Here is a 16008-nt window from a genome sequence, read left to right as displayed (position 1 = left end):
CCTCATTTCTGGGGGTGGGGGCAATGGCGCATGCGCGTGCGCGAATCCGATTCGACCGGCTGGTGGGGATCCTGCTTGCGGTGGCGACGGTCGGGTTCGGCCTGTTCGCGCTGGCGGGTACGGCGGCCGCCGCCGCGCCCGCCCACGTCCAAAGTCGCGCCAAGCAAGTCAACGGCACGCTCAACAGCCTGGCGTTCGCGAGCGCCAACGCGGGCGGCAATCTCGTCGTCGTGTACCTGGTGTGGAACAACACCTCGACCGCGACGGTGACCGACAGCCAGGGCAACGTCTACGCGCCCGCGGCGCCGGTCCAGCGATGGAACGGCAACACGCTCAGTTCGCAGGTGTTCTACGCCAAGAACGTCGCCGCAGGGGCCAACACCGTGAGTGCGAGGCTGTCCAGCTCGACCTGGTCGGGCCTGTACATCCACGAGTACACGGGATTGGACAAGGCCAGTCCGCTCGACGTCTCCTCGGCAGCGGTCGGGACCGGTGGCGCGATGAACAGCGGAACCGCGACGACCACCAACGCCAACGACCTCATCTTCGGTGCCGGCGCATCCGCTGACACCGTCACCGCGGCGGGTACGGGTTTCACCAGCAGGCGCAGCGAGTTCGGCAACCGAACCGAGGACAGACTGGTCACCACGACCGGTGCACATCACGCCGACGGCACTCAGAACGGGTCGGCGTGGGTGATGCACATGGTGGCCTTCAAGGCAGAGGCGGGAGCTGTCGACACCACTCCCCCGACGGTCGCCGTGACCGCGCCGGCGAACAACGCCAGCGTCAGCGACATCGTCGCGGTCTCCGCGAACGCGTCCGACAACACCGGCGTGACGGGTGTCCAGTTCTTCGTCGACGGCGCGGCCAAGGGTCCCGAGGACACGACAGCGCCGTACGCGCTGAGCTGGGACAGTCGCACGGTCGCCAACGGCGCACACACCTTGTCGGCACGCGCCCGCGACGAGGCCGGAAACACGACGACGTCGACCGTGGTCAACGTCAACGTCGCGAACACGAACCACTTCCAGAACGAGATCCTCGCGACCGGGTTCGACCTGCCCACCACCTTCGAGTTCCTGCCGGACGGCCGGATGCTGGTCGGTGAGCTGCAGGGCAAGATCAAGGTGCTGCCGCCGCCGTACACCCAACCGAGCTCCACGCTGTTCCTGCAGATCCCGAACATCGGCTCGGCCGGCGTGCAGCAAGGCCTGTACGACATCGCGCTCGACCCGGGATTCGCGACCAACCGCCACTACTACGTCTTCTACACCCTGGGTACGCCGAACCACGACCGCGTCTCCCGCTTCACCGCGAACGCCACCCTCACCGGCACCGTGCCGGGCAGCGAGTTCGTGCTCTACGAGGACCCGCAGGACGCCGACGCCGAGCACCACGGCGGCGCGCTGAACTTCGCCAACGACGGGAAGCTGCTCTTCACGACCGGCGAGCACTTCATTCCCGAGCTGGCGCAACTGCTGACGAACCCGCGCGGCAAAGTACACCGGATCAACACCGACGGCACGGCGCCGGCCGACAACCCCTTCTACGACGGGACCGGGCCGAACATCGACACCATCTGGGCGCGCGGCCTGCGCAACCCGTTCCGGGCCTACTACGACCCGCCGACCGACCGCCTGTTCATCGGCGACGTGGGCGGCAACGATCCGGCGACGGCAGAGGAAGAAGTCAACCTGGCGACCCGCGGCGCGGACTTCGGCTGGCCCAACAGCGAGGGACCGTGCTCCGCTCCCTGCACCAGCCCGCTGATCTACTGGCCGCACGCGGGCCGCGACGCCTCCGTGACCGGTGGCTTCGTCTACCGCGGAACAGCCTTCCCGGCGGCCTACCGGGGCGCGTACTTCTACGCCGACTACGCCCAGAACTGGATCCGCGGCGTCACGCTGGACGCCAACGGAGCCGTCACCGGCAGCTTCAACTTCGAGCCCGCGGACGGCTCGGTCGACGGCCCGTACGGCGACATCGTCTACCTGGCCCAAGGACCGGACGGCGCCCTCTACTACGCGGACCTGGGCTACTCCGACGACAGTGGAACCTTCGGCGTCAGCAAGATCCGCCGGATCAAGTACGTCGAGTCCAACCAGGCGCCGGTCGTGAACGCCGCCGCGACGCCGTCGTCCGGCCCGACACCGCTCGAGGTCACCTTCTCCAGCGCCGGCTCGTCCGACCCCGAGGGCCAGCCGCTCACCTACTCGTGGACCTTCGGCGACGGCACCACCTCCACCCAACCGAACCCGGTCCACACCTACACCGCGGCCGGGGCGTACCAGGCCCGGCTGACGGTCTCGGACGGCGTGAACAGCACCATCTCCACGCCGATCGCGATCAACGCCGGCAGCCTCCCGGTGGCGACGATCCTGACACCGGCCAACGGCTCCCAGTTCCAGGCCGGGGACGTCATCACCTACTCCGGTGACGGCACCGATCCCGACGACGGTTCGCTACCGGCCAGCGCCTTCACCTGGAACATCGACTTCCTGCACGACGGCCATGTCCATCCCGGGACTCCGATCACCGGGGTCAAGAGCGGCAGCTTCACGATCCCCACGGAAGGCCACGACTACACCGGCAACACGCGCTACCGGATCACCCTGACGGTCCGCGACTCGACCGGACTGAGCTCGACCAAGTCCGTCACGATCCACCCCCAGAAGGTGAACCTGACCTTCGACAGCGTGCCGACCGGCCGGACCTTGTACTTCGACGGCATCGCGAAAACGACGCCGTTCGTCGCTGACACCCTCGTCGGCTTCCACCACACCGTCGAGGCACGCAACCAGGTCGCGGGCGGTACGTCGTACACCTTCGCCTCATGGTCGGACGGCGACGGCCAGCAACACACCATCACGGCGCCGGCGACGCCGCAGAGCTACACAGCGACGTACACCTCGACGCCGCTGCCCAATGGGCTGGTCGGCGCGTGGGGATTCAACGAAGGAACCGGGACGAGCGTGGGCGACTCGTCCGGCAGCGGAAACCACGGCACGCTGTCCGGCGCCACCTGGAACGCGGCCGGCAAGTACGGCGCCGCCCTGTCGTTCAACGGATCGACGGGCAACGTCACCGTCCCGCACTCGGCCTCACTCAACCTCAACTCCAGCTTCACCTTCGAAGCGTGGGTCAACCCGACGGCGCTCACGGCCTACCAGACCGTCCTGATCAAGGAGCTGACCGGCGGCTGCGGCTACTGGTTGCAGACCACGGGCAGCACCATCGCCAGCGGCTTCAGCAACAACGGCTGTCGCGAACATGCGAGCAGCGCTCCGGCGATCCCGCTCAACCAGTGGTCGCACCTGGCCGCCGTCTTCGACGACGCCGCCAACACCTACACCCTCTACCTCAACGGTACGGCGGTCCTGACCGAGAGCGAGACCGCTGCGCCGGTACCCAACACCCAAGCTCTCGTGTTCGGCCAGTCCGCTTGCACCAGTTGCGCCAACGAACGCTGGCGCGGCCTGCTCGACGACATCCGCATCTACAACCGGCCCCTCACGCCCGCCGAGATCCAGACCGACCTGGCCACAGCCGTCCAGTGAGTTGAGCGTTCTTACCAGCGCCACCAGCTGGAGCGGCGGTGGGCGACGCGCTTCTCGCCGTTCAGGCGCGGCAGGGTCAACAGGCAGTCCAGGCCCGCCTCGGCATCGACTCGGCTGCACAGGCGCGGCCGGCCTTCGTGGTCGTCCACGAGCACTTCCGGCCCGCGGCTGCCGTCGGGTTGCCGCACGTAGGCACGGGCGTCGGTACGACGGAGCCACCGGATCAAGTCGCCGACCGAGGACTCCTCGCTGCCACTGGAGCCGCCGTCGAACCGAACCGCGACGATGTTCTCCAGCCCGTCTCCTCCGGCCGTTCGGATCGCGCTGATGTACAGCGTCGTGTAGCTAGCCAAGCTGACCATTGCGTCCAGCCTCCTGGCTGCATCCTGCTGCATATCGCACCACCAACGGAAGATCCGTCGACCGCGCGTCACCGACCGACTACGGCGTGCCTCGACGCCGTCTGACCGCGTCGGCTTGACCTTGACGCAGCGTCAACCCTCCACGCTGGTGGCTCGAACAGCGACGTGGAGGGTTGACGGTGATGATTCGGGTGCAGGGGCTCGAGAAGGCCTACGGGAAGGTCGAGGTGTTGCGGGGGGTGGATTTCGAGGTGGAGCGGGGCAGTATTTTCGCTCTGCTCGGGTCGAACGGGTCGGGTAAGACCACGACCGTGCGGATCCTGGCCACGCTTCTCAGGGCCGACGCGGGGACGGTCAGCGTCAACGACTTCGACGTCGCGACGCAAGCGTCGTACGTCCGCGAGTCGTTCAGCCTCACCGGCCAGTTCGCGGCCGTCGACGAGATCCTCACCGGGCGGGAGAACCTCGTACTCGTCGCCAAGCTGCGCCACCTGGAGAATCCGGGCGCGATCGCGGACGGCCTGCTGCAGCGCTTCTCGCTGACCGATGCGGGTGGGCGAAGAGTGTCCACCTACTCGGGTGGGATGCGGCGCCGGCTGGACATCGCGATGAGCCTGATCGGGAGTCCGCCGGTGATCTTCCTGGACGAGCCGACGACCGGGCTCGACCCGGAGGCGCGCATCGAGGTGTGGGAGGCCGTGAAGGGGCTCGCCGGGCGCGGGACCACGGTGCTCCTGACCACGCAGTACCTGGAGGAGGCCGAGCAGCTCGCCGACCGGATCGCCATCCTGCACGAGGGCCGGATCATCGCCAACGGCACTCTCGCCGAGCTCAAGCGGCTCCTTCCGCCCGCCAAGGTCGAGTACGTCGAGAAGCAGCCCACCCTGGAAGACGTCTTCTTCGCCGTCGTCGGCAAGAACTGAGGAGCACTCATGGCCACGCACTTCTTCGGCGACACCGCCGTACTCACCGGTGGCACCCTGCGCCACGTCACGCGCAGCGTCGACACCATCCTCACCACCGCCATCATGCCGATCGCCATGATGCTGATGTTCGTCTTCGTGTTCGGAGGCGCGATCGACACCGGTCCGATCAAGTACGTCAACTACATGCTGCCCGGCATTTTGCTCATCACGGTCGCGTCGGGCATCGCCTACACGGCCTTCCGGCTGTTCATGGACATGCAGCGCGGGATCTTCGAGCGGTTCCAGTCAATGCCGATCGCACGGCCGGGCCTCCTGTGGGCGCACGTGCTGACCTCACTGTTCGCCAACCTGATCTCGCTCGTGATCGTGGTGGGCGTCGCTCTGCTCCTGGGCTTCCGCTCGGGGGCCGGACTGCCGGCGTGGCTCGGGGTCACCGGCCTGCTGCTTTTGTTCACCCTGGCACTGACCTGGCTGGCCGTCATCCCCGGTCTCACCGCGAAGACCATGGACGGCGCGAGCGCGTTCTCCTACCCGCTCCTCTTCCTGCCCTTTCTCAGCTCGGCCTTCGTGCCGACCGGCACCATGCCCGGTCCGGTGCGCTGGTTCGCCGAGAACCAGCCGGTGACGTCCATCGTCAACACGATCCGTGACCTGTTCACCCAGCAGCCGGTCGGCAACGACGTCTGGACCGCCCTCGCCTGGTGCGTCGGCATCCTGGTCGTGGCCTACGGCTTCGCCATGGTCACCTATCGCCGCAAGATCGCCTGAGGCAGGCTGAGACCCATGCTCACCATCAGCCAGCTTGCGGCCTACGCGGGAGTGACGGTGCGGGCGATACGCCACTACCACCAGATCGGGCTGCTGCCGGAACCCGAGCGCGACCAGTCCGGGTACCGGACCTACAACGCCGCCGCGGTCGTGCGACTGATCCGGATCCACACCCTGGCCGATGCCGGGGTGCCGCTGGCCCGGGTGCAGCAGCTCCTCGATGCCGGACCGGAGGAGTTCGCCGCTGGTGTCCAGGAGATCGACAAGCAACTGCGTGCGGAGGTCCGGCGGCTCCAGGGCAACCGGAAGCGGATCGCCAGGCTCGCCGCCGGAGAGCACCTGGCGCTTCCGCAGAGCGTCGTTGGCTACCTCGACCGGCTGCGTGGTCTCGGCGTCGAAGAGTGGTACATCGAGCTCGAGCGGGACGCCTGGATCATGGTTGCCGCCCAGCTGCCCCACCTGGTCGACGCCGTGATCGGCATGAAGCACGCGGCGCTGGAAGACCCCGACATGGTGAAGCTCTACAGCCTGCTGCGCGGGGGACTCGACTGGCAGGCCGACGATCCGCGGATCATCGAGATGGCCGACATCCTGGAGCGCCTGATGATTCGCGCTGTGCAGGCCGGTGAAGTGGGTGCCGACGTCGTCGACGACCGGTTCGTCGCGCTGATGGACGCGACCATGGCCGAGTCCGCGCCGGGCGCCGAGCAGCTTCTGGCGATCCTGGCGGAGCGGGGCTGGAAAGGCTGGACCCAGATCGAGCAAGTGCCGGCCGACCGCCTCAGCACCCCGGCAGACCATTAACCAACTCTCATTTTCAAATGGCGTCCGAGCGCCCGCTCGGTTGTTAGCGTGCGTTCATGTCCGAGCGCCGATCCATCGTTCCCGCCTTTGCGCGGGACGATCTCGGGCATGCGATCGGACGGCGGCTGGTGCCGATCTGCGCCGCGATCATGGTGCTCCACGTCGGGGCCGTCGCGGTCCGCAGCTTCGTCCGGCCCGAGCCCGGTGCCCTGGCCGATGCCCTGGCACTGCTGAACGCCGCTCAGGAGCGCTCGCTGGCGAGCTGGTGGACATCAGCGCTGCTGGCAACCTGCTGTCTGCTGACGATCGCCGCCGCCCGACTGGCTGACCGCGGCGCTCTCACCGGTCGAGCCGGTCGTGCCGGCCGCGCCGCGCGGCCCTGGCTTGTGCTGGCCGCGGTTTTCGCCCTGCTGTCCCTCGACGAGGTCGTCTCGCTCCACGAACGTGGCGCCGAGTGGACCACGGCGGTCTTCGAGACCAGCTCGCTGCTGGGGCGTCTGGGGTGGACGATCCCGGCCGCCGCGGCCCTGGTGCTCTCGCTGCTCGTCCTGGTTCCCGCGTTCCGGTCCATCCCGGCCCGGCCGCGCGTCGTCATCGTCGCCGGCCTGGCCACGTCGATCGCCGGGGCGCTGGGCATGGAGGTCGTCAACGTCCTGCTCACCGACGCCGGCGCCCGCTACCTGTGGCGGCACCTCGCGATGGCCGTCGAGGAGACGGCCGAGATGATCGGCGTCGCAATCGTGCTGCTCGGCGTGCTGACCGCCGTACGGATCCGCTGGGCCGACCGCGAACTGACAGTCACCTACATCCCCGACCGCTAAGGCCGTACGGCGTCGAGAGGGTTGGCGGCCATCCTGGCACTCAGGCCGGACTGGACTGCTCGCGCGGCCGAGCTCTCGGGCTTCCGCGCGGCCTGCGCCTGGAAGCAGGCGAGGAACTCCTCAGCCAGGCCGAGACGCGGGTGCTGTTGGAGTACGTCGTCCCGGAAAGCCGGACTCAAATCGTCGATCCCCCGACCCACGATGTCCAGTGCCGCAGCCCGCGACAGCAGGTGACCCTCGGGATCGTCAGCCGCCTCCAGGTCCATCCACATGTGCCTGACGATCACCTCGCCAAGCCGCACGCGCCGCGAGCTCGGCCACCCGGCACCGGCGGCGAACACGCGGGCGACATGCCCGCCGGCCTCCTCGAACGAAACGGTGTGACTGTCGAACTCCGGCACCAGGCTGATGTCATGGAACATCGCAGCCACGAACAGCAACTCGGCGTCGTACCGGATCCCCTGCTGCTCCCCCAACGCCGCCGCCCACAAGTAGACGCGGCGCGAGTGGGTCAGCAAGGCCGGCGACAGGTACGCCGAGGCCACCTCCAAGGCCGCCGCCGAGGCAGCCGTGTCAGGAACGCTCATGAGACGACGGTACGGCGCAGCAGGCCCGCACTCGTGGTCCACTCCGATACCACAATCACGGGCCAATCACCCACCCAAGCGGCCCATCAAGTTCGCGTCCAAATGGCCCATGGACAGCGGGCCGCGAGTACGTACTGTCGAGGTCATGCGTGCCATCACCGTCCGGGACCCCGAGGCCGGCGTCGACGGACTGTCTCTGACCGAGTTGCCCTACCCCCACGCCGCCGAGAACGACGTCGTCGTACAGGTTCATGCAGCCGGCTTCACCCGCGGTGAGCTGGACTGGCCGGGGACCTGGACCGACCGCGTCGGCCGCGACCGCACGCCAAGCGTCCCTGGCCACGAGCTGTCGGGCGTGGTCGTCGAGCTCGGCTACGGCACCACCGGTCTCACGGTCGGTCAGCGGGTCTTCGGGCTGGCCGACTGGGCCCGTAACGGCTCGCTCGCGGAGTACGCCGCCGTCGAGGCGCGCAACCTGGCGCCGCTCCCCGCCGGCGTCGACCACGTCACCGCGGCCGCGCTGCCGATCTCCGGCCTGACGGCTTGGCAGGCTCTGTTCGACCACGCCAAGCTGAAGACCGGGCAGACCGTCCTCATCCACGGAGTCGGCGGCGCGGTCGGCTCCGTCGCCGCACAGCTCGCCCGCGAAGCAGGCGCCCACATCATCGGCACCGGCCGAGCCGCCGACCAGAAGCAGGCCGCCGAGCTAGGCGTCCACACGTTCCTCGACCTGGACGGCGAACGCCTGGAGGACGCCGGCGAGGTCGACGTCGTGCTCGACGTGATCGGCGGCGAGATCCGTGATCGCTCCACCGCCCTGCTGCGCCCCGGCGGCGCCCTCGTCACCATCGCCGATCCGCCGGCCATCCACCCGCGCGACGGCCGGGCGATCTTCTTCGTCGTCGAGCCCAACCGCGACCAACTGGCCCAGCTCGCCAGCCGCCTCCACGACGGCCGGCTCACCCCGCTCGTCACGACCGTCCGCCCGCTGGCCGACGCCCCCGCCGCCTTCAGCACCCGCGGCCGGACGATCATCACGCTGACCTGAGGCACTTTGTCCGGGGCGGCCGGTAGTGTCCTGGGTCGTGGACGATGGGGAGCGCATTCAGGAACTGGCCGATCAGATCGTCGTACTGCGGGACGCCTACTACCGGGGTTCGCCGACGGTGGCCGACGCGGAGTACGACGCGATCGAGGACGAGCTGCGAACGCTGATCGCGGCCAACCCGGAGCTCGCGCCCGACCCGAACCCGCTGGAGCAGGTCGGCGCGCCCGCGGTGCTGCACGCCCCCGTCCGGCACTCCCGGCCGATGCTGTCCCTGGAGAAGGCGACTCGGCCCGAGCAGGTCGAAGCCTTCTTCACCCGCTTCCCCGGCCAGTCGGTGGTCGTCATGCCGAAGCTGGACGGCCTGTCACTGGCCCTGGTCTACGAGAAGGGCAAACTGGCCCGAGCAGTCACCCGCGGCGACGGGACCACCGGCGACGACGTCACCCCGCTCGTGCGGGCGCTCACCGACGGCGTCCCGGCCCGGCTCGACGTACCGGACCGCACCGAGGTCCGCGGTGAGGCGGTCATGTTGCGCTCCACCTTCGCCGCCTACAACGCCGCCCACCCCGACAAGCCTCTGATCAACCCGAGGAACGCCGCCGCCGGCACCCTCCGCGCCAAGGACCCGGCCACCGTGGCCGAGCGGCGGCTGCAGTTCTTCGCCTTCGACCTGCTCAGCGACTCCGACGACGCGGCCGCCGATCTGGAGCGCGCACTGCAGACGATGGGATTCACCGTCGCCGACATGCGGCACTGCGACGACGCCGCCGCGGCGCAGGCGGTGATCACCACGATCGAGCAGCAGCGCAACGATCTCGACTACGACCTGGACGGCGCCGTACTGCGGCTGGCCGACCGCGACGCCTTCGCTGCCGCCGGCACCCGTTCGAGCTCGCCCCGCGGCGCCCTCGCGTACAAATTCGCCGCCGAGGAGAAGACCACCGTGCTCGCCGACGTGGTCTGGGACGTCGGCAAGACCGGCAAGATCGCGCCGGTCGCCTGGCTCGAACCCGTCTTCGTCGGCGGTACGACGGTCACCCGGGCAACGCTCGCCAATCAGGAGGTCATCCGCGCCCGCGACATCAAGATCGGCGACACGGTCCTGGTCCGGCGCGCCGGAGACGTGATCCCGTTCGTCGCCGGCGTACTCGACGCCTCCAAGCGCACCGGAGCCGAGCGCGACATCGTGCCGCCGAGCGTCTGCCCGTCGTGCGAGCAGCCGCTGACCGAGCAAGGCAACAGTCGCGAGCTGTTCTGCACGAACGTGGCTTGCCCCGCCCAGACCGTCCGGCGACTCATCCACTGGGCGTCCCGCGCGGCCGCCGATATCGACGCCATCGGCGGGGTCTGGATCGAGCGCCTGGCCGAGGCCGGGATCCTGGAGCACCCGTCGGACTTCTACCAGCTGACCGCTGAGCGCCTGCTGGAGTTCGACCGCATCGGCGAGGTCTCGGCCGCCCGGATGATCGAGTCGATCGACGCGAGCCGCCAGGTCGGCCTGCGCCGGGCACTGATCGGCCTCGCGATCCCGATGGCGTCCGAGGGTACGGCGGCCAGGCTGTGCCGGGCGGGATTCGCCTCCCTGGAAGCGGTCGCCGACGCGGGCGTCGACGGCGTGGTGGCCGTGGACGACATCGGCCCGAAGGTGGCCGCCTCCCTGATCGAGCATCTCACCCGCCTGCGCCCCGAGCTCGAGCGGCTCCGCGCGGCCGGCGTCTCGCTCGACGTCCGCGAGGAAGACCTCCCACCGGTCGTGGCAGCCGGTGCGCCGCTCGCCGGCAAAACAGTCGTCGTCACCGGTTCGATCAGTGACCCACGCTCCGGCGAGAAGGTCACCCGCCCGGCCTTCCAGCGCCTCTGCGAACGGGCCGGCGCGACCATCGCCTCATCCGTCTCGGCAAGCACCGACTTTCTCATCACCGGCGCGGACGTCGGCGCCAGCAAGCTCACCAAGGCCGAGAAGCTCGGCGTCACCGTCGTCGACCAGTCCGAGATCTGGCAACAACTGCAAGCCGCTGACCTACTCCCCCGCTGACCCCCGGGAAGGGCACATGACAAACGGCAAGCATCGCGAGGCGACCGGCTTCCAGGAGCAGGCGCCGTACGACGAAACCATCGACCTGCGGACCGACTTCGTGATGGTCTACGGGCTCAACGACACCACACCGGAGCGCATCGCCCGGTGGCGCGAGGCCGGCTATCGCGTCCACCTGATGACCGGCATCTCCTGGGGCACCTACCAGGACTACCTCGATGGCCGGTGGGACGGCTCCGACCACTGGGCCGACGCACAGACCGCGGGTGACGGATCCCCGATCCTGCACGGGCACAGCACCGACATCCCGTACATGGTCCCGACCTTCGGCTTCACCGAGTACCTGGTGCAGAAGCTCCGCCCGATCATCGGGCTCGGGGTCGAGGGCATCCACCTCGAAGAGCCGGAGTTCTGGGCCCGCGCCGGCTACTCGGAATCGTTCAAGCGGGAGTGGCAGGCGTTCTTCGGCGAGCCGTGGCAGCCGCCGCACAGCACCCCCGAGGCGCACTTCCGCGCCGGGCAGCTCAAGCAGCACCTGCTGTCCCGCAGCCTTGACCGGGTCACCTCCGTGCTGCGGGACGAAGCTCTCCAGCAAGGCCGCGAGGTGCGGTTCTACGTCCCGACGCACAGCCTGCTGAACTACACCCAGTGGCAGATCATCAGCCCCGAGTCCCGCCTCCGGACGCTGCCCTCGATCGACGGCGCCATCGCGCAGGTGTGGACCGGGACCTCCCGCACCCCCAACGTGTACGCCGGCAAGGTCGCGGAGCGCACGTTCGAGACGGCCTACCTGGAGTACGGCATCGCCCAGGACCTGACCCGCGGCACCGACCGGCGGATGTGGTTCCTGCACGACCCGATCGAGGACCACCCGGACCGCACCTGGGAGGACTACCTGGCCAACTACCAGCGCACCCTCGTCGCCTCGCTGCTGCACCCGGGCGTCTCGCGGTACGAGGTGGCGCCGTGGCCGAACCGGATCTTCAACCGTCCCTACCTGCGCGAGGGGTCGACCGAACGGGAATCGATTCCGCACGACACCGCCACCAGCTACCTGATCGCGATGAACAGCCTGCGCGACCTGGACCAGCCGGAGGTGCGCTGGGCTCACGAAGGACCGCGGATCGGGGTCGCGCTCTCGGACACCGCCATGTTCCAGCGCTGGTCCCCCGGCGGTGAGAGTGGACACTACGACGGCCTGCAGGACGCCCTGGCAGTGGAAGGCCGCGAGCAGTTGCACTTCTCCGACTTCTACGGTTTGGCGCTGCCACCGCTGTGCGACGGGCAGCGGGTCTGTCCGGTCCAGCTGGAGAACGTGATCGACACTCCGGATGCGCTGGACGATGTCGACGTACTCGTCCTGAGCTATGAGTTCCAGAAGCCGTTGGCGCCCGGCATCCACTACGCGCTGGCCGGGTGGGTCAGCCGCGGCGGCAGTCTGCTGTACGTCGGCGACGGCGCCGACCCGTACCACGAGATCCGGTCCTGGTGGACCGGCCGCTACGACACCTGCGCCGACCATCTGGCCGAGGCGCTCGGCGCGGAGCGCGACCACGACGGCGTCCAGCCGATCGGGCAGGGCCGGGTCCGGTTCCTCCCGTCCCGACCGGCCGACTTCACCGAGTCGCCGGAACGCGCCGACGAGCTGGTCGCGGCGATCCGCGAGCTGGCCGAAGCAGGCGGCCACACCTGGAAGTCCACCAACTGGCTGTCCGTGCGGCGCGGTCCGTACCTCGTCGGCGCCGTCCTGGAGGAGGCCGGCGGCTCGCACGTCGTCGAGGGCAAGTATCTCGATCTGCTCGACCCACAGCTGGGCGTCGTCCGGCGGCGCGAGCTGGGCCCGGGCGAGCTGACCTGGCTCCGCGACCTGACGTACGACGAGGAACCGCTGCTCGCCTCCGCCGGTCGGATCGTGGACTGGGAACGCGACCAGACCACGATCCGTTTCGGCTGCGAGGCGCCGCGCGGAGTGCAGGTCACGACCGCCCTGCGCGTGCCGGCCAGGCCGGCCGCCGTCCGAGCCGACGGCGCCGACCTCCCCGACCTGCGGTACGACGCCGAGGTCGGCGTGCTGTGGCTCCGGCATCCCGGCGTTCCCACCGGCTCCCGGGTTGAGATCACCTTCTGAACGGCACCGTCGAGAAGACGGCCAAAAAAACTTCGCCGAAGCTGTCGAAGACGGTGTGGTGGCTTCGAGGTAGCGGCATCAGAGCAACCTCGAAAGGATGGTCCGAGATGACCGAGTACGAGTTCCCACCCGTCCCGCAGCCCAGTGAAGCCCTGCGCCGGCTCGACCGGCTGGTCGGCGAGTGGAGCGTGTCCGGAGGCACCGTCGGCACGGTGACCTACGAGTGGATGGAAGGCGGCTACTTCCTGCTCCAGCGCGTCCTGATGCACCAGCAGGGGCACGAGATCAACGGCCTGGAGGTGATCGGGCACGAGCGTCCGTTCGGCGCCGCGCCGGGCGACGACATCAAGTCCAGGTTCTACGACAGCGAGGGGAACACCCTCGACTACGTGTACGAGCTCGAGGGCGACACCCTGACCATCTGGGGTGGCGAGAAGGGCTCACCGGCGTACTTCCGGGGGACCTTCAGCGACGGCGACACGCGGATGGATGGAGAGTGGGTCTACCCCGGTGGCGGCGGCTACCAGTCCACCATGACGAGAAGCGACCGAGGAGACGACAAGTGAAGTACATCCTGCTGGCCTACACGAACAAGGCCGACTGGGAGACCGTGGACACCAGCAGTCCGGAGTTCATCGCCATGTGCCAGTTCTACGAGGACCTCGGCCGGGAGCTGACCGAGTCCGGCGAGTTCGTGGCGACCGAAGGGCTGGCCGACCCGTCCCTGACAGTCACCGTCCGCAAGACCGACAAGGGCGCGGTGGCGGTCGACGGCCCGTACGCCGAGTTCAAGGAAGTCCTCGTCAGTTACGCCATCGTGGACACCGCCACCCACGACCGGGCGGTGGAGATCGCCGCCCGGATCGTCGAGGCGATCGGCGACACCGTCGAGATCCGCCCGATCCCGGACGGACCGGACGGGAGCTGACGTGACACCCCGGATCGAGGACCTGCTGCGTGAGCTCGCGCCGCAGGTCCTCGGTGCCCTGGTACGGCGGTACGGCCACTTCGACACCGCCGAGGACGCAGTCCAGGAGGCGCTGCTGGTCGCGGCGACCAGCTGGCCGGCTGACGGCATCCCGGACGATCCGCGCCCGTGGCTGATCCGGGTCGCGTCCCGCAAGATGATCGACCAGCTACGCCAGGACCAGGCGCGACGGGAGCGCGAGGCGATCGACGCGACCCGGCAACTCCCGCCACCCGAGGGCACACCATCGGCGGACCAGGACGACTCGCTGGTCCTGCTGTTCCTCTGCTGCCACCCCGTGCTCAGCCGGGAGTCTCAGGTCGCACTCACCTTGCGCGCCGTCGGCGGTTTGACGACCGAGGAGATCGCCCGGGCGTACTTGTTGCCGCTGCCAACGATGGGGCAGCGGATCAGCCGGGCCAAGCAACGGGTCAAGGCCGCGGGATCCACCTTTCGGCTCCCGTCCCCGGTCGACCGGGCCGAGCGTCTGGACGCCGTACTGCAGGTCCTGTACCTGATCTTCAACGAGGGCTACACCGCCACCGCAGGCCCTGAGCCGGACCGGGTGGAGCTCTCCGCCGAGGCGATCCGGCTGACCAGGATGCTGCACCGGCTGCTGCCCGCCGACGGGGAGGTCGCGGGCCTGCTCGCACTGATGCTGCTGACCGATGCCCGACGGCCGGCCCGCACCGGCGACGACGGCGTGCTGATCCCGATGCACGAGCAGGACCGCCGTCGCTGGAACCCCGAACTGATTGCTGAGGGCACCAATCTGCTGACGGCCGCGATGGCGCGTGGAAAGCCGGGACCGTACCAGTTGCAGGCCGCGATCGCCGCCGTACATGACGAAGCGGCCGATGCCGCGAGCACCGACTGGAAGCAGATCCTCGGCCTGTACACACTCCTGGAGCGGCTGACCGACAACCCCATGGTCACGCTCAATCGCGCCGTCGCCGCCGGCATGGTCCACGGCCCGGACGCCGGCCTCCGCCTCCTCGACACCCTCGCCGACGACCCCCGCTTCACCGAGCACCACCGCCTGACCGCGGTCCGCGCGCACCTCCTGGAGTCCGCCGGCGACCAAGCCGCCGCCGCAACCCACTACCGCCTGGCCGCCGACCAAACCCCAAGCCCCCTGGAACAGCAGTACCTCCTCGCCCGCGCCGACCGTCTTACGTGATGGGCTTGGTCCCGACGCCGATGTTGAGTGGAGCCGTGAGTACGACGGAACCGTTGCCGCCGGCGCGGTCGCGGATCATGCCGTCGAGCACGCCGATGATCTCCTGGCGTTGCTCGTCGGTGAGGCCGGCGACGAGTTGGCCGGGGATCGGGTTGCCGCCGAGGGTCCAGTCCCAGAGCTGCTGTCCGGTCCGGACGCTGACGCTCTCCTGCTGACTCGCGTCGACGACGACGTCCGACAGTCCCGCGTCGGTCAGCCGTTGCCGCAGCACCGCCGGATCGGCCACCTGGAACTCGAGCATCGGCTCGTCCTCCGGCGGGCCCTCGAAACCCGGAACGACCGCCTGCGCGGCGCCGACGAAGAAGTGCAGCGCCTCGAACTCCGCGGGATTCCCGTAGGCGATGAGGAGGACGCGTCCACCCGGCTTCGTCACGCGGACCATTTCACGGAGCGCCTGCGCCTGGTCCGGAACCAGCATGACGCCGAACTGTGAGCCCGTGACGTCGTAGGTGTCGTCGGGGATGGCCAGCGCGTGACAGTCCATCACCTTGCCTTCGGCATCGAGGCCTTCGGCAGCGACCCGCGCGCTGAAGCGGTCGATCATGTTCGGCGACCAGTCGGTTGCCAGCACCCTCGCGCCGAGTCGCGCCGCGGGAAGGCTCAGGCCGCCGGTCCCGGCGGCGACGTCGAGGAAGGAGTCGCCCGCTGTGAGGCCCGCCAGTCGAAGGCCGGCCGTAGCCAGTTCGGACTCCCCCGGCGCCACGTGTTCGTCGTACGCCTGAGCAATCGCGTCCCATGCCTGCAAAGCTGTCATGGCCTGAA

General features: G+C 69.1%; 14 protein-coding genes. 11 read left to right on the top strand and 3 right to left on the bottom strand.

Going from position 1 to position 16008, the window contains the following annotated elements; translation table 11 throughout:
- Window positions 1-23 precede the first annotated feature (23 nt).
- The gene (locus ACWCOV_RS16715; RefSeq protein WP_449830140.1) at window positions 24-3560 is read left to right on the top strand and encodes a PQQ-dependent sugar dehydrogenase; all 3537 of its coding nucleotides are present in this window, start codon (window positions 24-26) and stop codon (window positions 3558-3560) included.
- Window positions 3561-3571: 11 nt separating this feature from the next.
- Here ACWCOV_RS16715 and ACWCOV_RS16710 read toward each other — a convergent pair whose 3' ends face one another.
- The gene (locus ACWCOV_RS16710) at window positions 3572-3922 is read right to left on the bottom strand and encodes a hypothetical protein (RefSeq protein ID WP_449830139.1); all 351 of its coding nucleotides are present in this window, start codon (window positions 3920-3922) and stop codon (window positions 3572-3574) included.
- 182 nt (window positions 3923-4104) lie between these two features.
- Between ACWCOV_RS16710 and ACWCOV_RS16705 the strand changes: the two genes are divergently transcribed.
- From ACWCOV_RS16705 to ACWCOV_RS16690, 4 genes are read left to right on the top strand one after another with little or no spacing between them, the layout of a single operon-like run.
- The gene (locus tag ACWCOV_RS16705) at window positions 4105-4845 is read left to right on the top strand and encodes an ABC transporter ATP-binding protein (protein WP_449830138.1); all 741 of its coding nucleotides are present in this window, start codon (window positions 4105-4107) and stop codon (window positions 4843-4845) included.
- A gap of 9 nt (window positions 4846-4854) precedes the next feature.
- Window positions 4855-5616 carry an ABC transporter permease gene (locus ACWCOV_RS16700; protein WP_449830137.1) on the top strand — a complete coding sequence of 254 codons (762 nt, stop codon included), beginning with the start codon at window positions 4855-4857 and terminating at the stop codon, window positions 5614-5616.
- Between the two features lie 15 nt (window positions 5617-5631).
- A complete protein-coding gene (locus ACWCOV_RS16695; protein ID WP_449830136.1) occupies window positions 5632-6420 on the top strand; it encodes a MerR family transcriptional regulator in 789 nt (262 codons plus the stop codon).
- Window positions 6421-6476: 56 nt separating this feature from the next.
- Complete coding sequence (locus ACWCOV_RS16690) at window positions 6477-7241, top strand: hypothetical protein (RefSeq protein WP_449830135.1); 765 nt, start codon at window positions 6477-6479, stop codon at window positions 7239-7241.
- On the opposite strand, the gene ACWCOV_RS16685 is transcribed toward ACWCOV_RS16690, so the two are convergent.
- On the bottom strand, window positions 7238-7828 hold the full coding sequence (locus ACWCOV_RS16685; protein WP_449830134.1) for an HD domain-containing protein: 591 nt from the start codon (window positions 7826-7828) through the stop codon (window positions 7238-7240). The genes ACWCOV_RS16690 and ACWCOV_RS16685 overlap by 4 nt on opposite strands.
- Window positions 7829-7973: 145 nt before the next feature.
- On the opposite strand from ACWCOV_RS16685, the gene ACWCOV_RS16680 reads away from it, so the two are divergent.
- The 6 genes from ACWCOV_RS16680 (at window position 7974) to ACWCOV_RS16655 (ending at window position 15186) form a co-directional block, all read left to right on the top strand.
- On the top strand, window positions 7974-8876 hold the full coding sequence (locus tag ACWCOV_RS16680) for an NADP-dependent oxidoreductase (protein WP_449830133.1): 903 nt from the start codon (window positions 7974-7976) through the stop codon (window positions 8874-8876).
- Between the two features lie 37 nt (window positions 8877-8913).
- Complete coding sequence (gene ligA / locus ACWCOV_RS16675) at window positions 8914-10911, top strand: NAD-dependent DNA ligase LigA (protein WP_449830132.1); 1998 nt, start codon at window positions 8914-8916, stop codon at window positions 10909-10911.
- 16 nt (window positions 10912-10927) lie between these two features.
- Window positions 10928-13039 (top strand): hypothetical protein, encoded by a 2112-nt coding sequence (locus ACWCOV_RS16670; protein ID WP_449830131.1) that lies wholly within the window; start codon window positions 10928-10930, stop codon window positions 13037-13039.
- A 107-nt stretch (window positions 13040-13146) separates the two neighbouring features.
- Window positions 13147-13605, top strand: a complete 459-nt coding sequence (locus ACWCOV_RS16665; RefSeq protein WP_449830130.1) for a hypothetical protein — start codon at window positions 13147-13149, stop codon at window positions 13603-13605.
- Window positions 13602-13967, top strand: a complete 366-nt coding sequence (locus ACWCOV_RS16660) for a YciI family protein (RefSeq protein WP_449830129.1) — start codon at window positions 13602-13604, stop codon at window positions 13965-13967. Before ACWCOV_RS16665 ends, ACWCOV_RS16660 begins: the two co-directional genes overlap by 4 nt.
- A 1-nt stretch (window position 13968) precedes the next feature.
- Entirely contained in the window at window positions 13969-15186 is a 1218-nt protein-coding gene (locus ACWCOV_RS16655) for an RNA polymerase sigma factor (protein WP_449830128.1), read from the top strand.
- Here the strand turns inward: ACWCOV_RS16655 and ACWCOV_RS16650 are convergent.
- A complete protein-coding gene (locus ACWCOV_RS16650) occupies window positions 15179-16000 on the bottom strand; it encodes a class I SAM-dependent methyltransferase (protein WP_449830127.1) in 822 nt (273 codons plus the stop codon). The two genes, ACWCOV_RS16655 and ACWCOV_RS16650, sit on opposite strands and share 8 nt — an antisense overlap.
- Window positions 16001-16008: the final 8 nt, after the last annotated feature.

The sequence above is a fragment of the Kribbella sp. NPDC002412 genome, from assembly GCF_053592935.1.
This window is presented reverse-complemented; position numbering and strand designations above follow the sequence as displayed.

What these genes read in the sequence shown, in the direction of transcription:
- ACWCOV_RS16715 (WP_449830140.1), top strand. Translation starts at nt 24, where the DNA reads ATGGCGCATGCGCGTGCGCGAATCCGATTCGACCGGCTGGTGGGGATC.
- ACWCOV_RS16710 (WP_449830139.1), bottom strand. Translation starts at nt 3,922, where the DNA reads ATGGTCAGCTTGGCTAGCTACACGACGCTGTACATCAGCGCGATCCGA.
- ACWCOV_RS16705 (WP_449830138.1), top strand. Translation starts at nt 4,105, where the DNA reads ATGATTCGGGTGCAGGGGCTCGAGAAGGCCTACGGGAAGGTCGAGGTG.
- ACWCOV_RS16700 (WP_449830137.1), top strand. Translation starts at nt 4,855, where the DNA reads ATGGCCACGCACTTCTTCGGCGACACCGCCGTACTCACCGGTGGCACC.
- ACWCOV_RS16695 (WP_449830136.1), top strand. Translation starts at nt 5,632, where the DNA reads ATGCTCACCATCAGCCAGCTTGCGGCCTACGCGGGAGTGACGGTGCGG.
- ACWCOV_RS16690 (WP_449830135.1), top strand. Translation starts at nt 6,477, where the DNA reads ATGTCCGAGCGCCGATCCATCGTTCCCGCCTTTGCGCGGGACGATCTC.
- ACWCOV_RS16685 (WP_449830134.1), bottom strand. Translation starts at nt 7,828, where the DNA reads ATGAGCGTTCCTGACACGGCTGCCTCGGCGGCGGCCTTGGAGGTGGCC.
- ACWCOV_RS16680 (WP_449830133.1), top strand. Translation starts at nt 7,974, where the DNA reads ATGCGTGCCATCACCGTCCGGGACCCCGAGGCCGGCGTCGACGGACTG.
- ACWCOV_RS16670 (WP_449830131.1), top strand. Translation starts at nt 10,928, where the DNA reads ATGACAAACGGCAAGCATCGCGAGGCGACCGGCTTCCAGGAGCAGGCG.
- ACWCOV_RS16665 (WP_449830130.1), top strand. Translation starts at nt 13,147, where the DNA reads ATGACCGAGTACGAGTTCCCACCCGTCCCGCAGCCCAGTGAAGCCCTG.
- ACWCOV_RS16650 (WP_449830127.1), bottom strand. Translation starts at nt 16,000, where the DNA reads ATGACAGCTTTGCAGGCATGGGACGCGATTGCTCAGGCGTACGACGAA.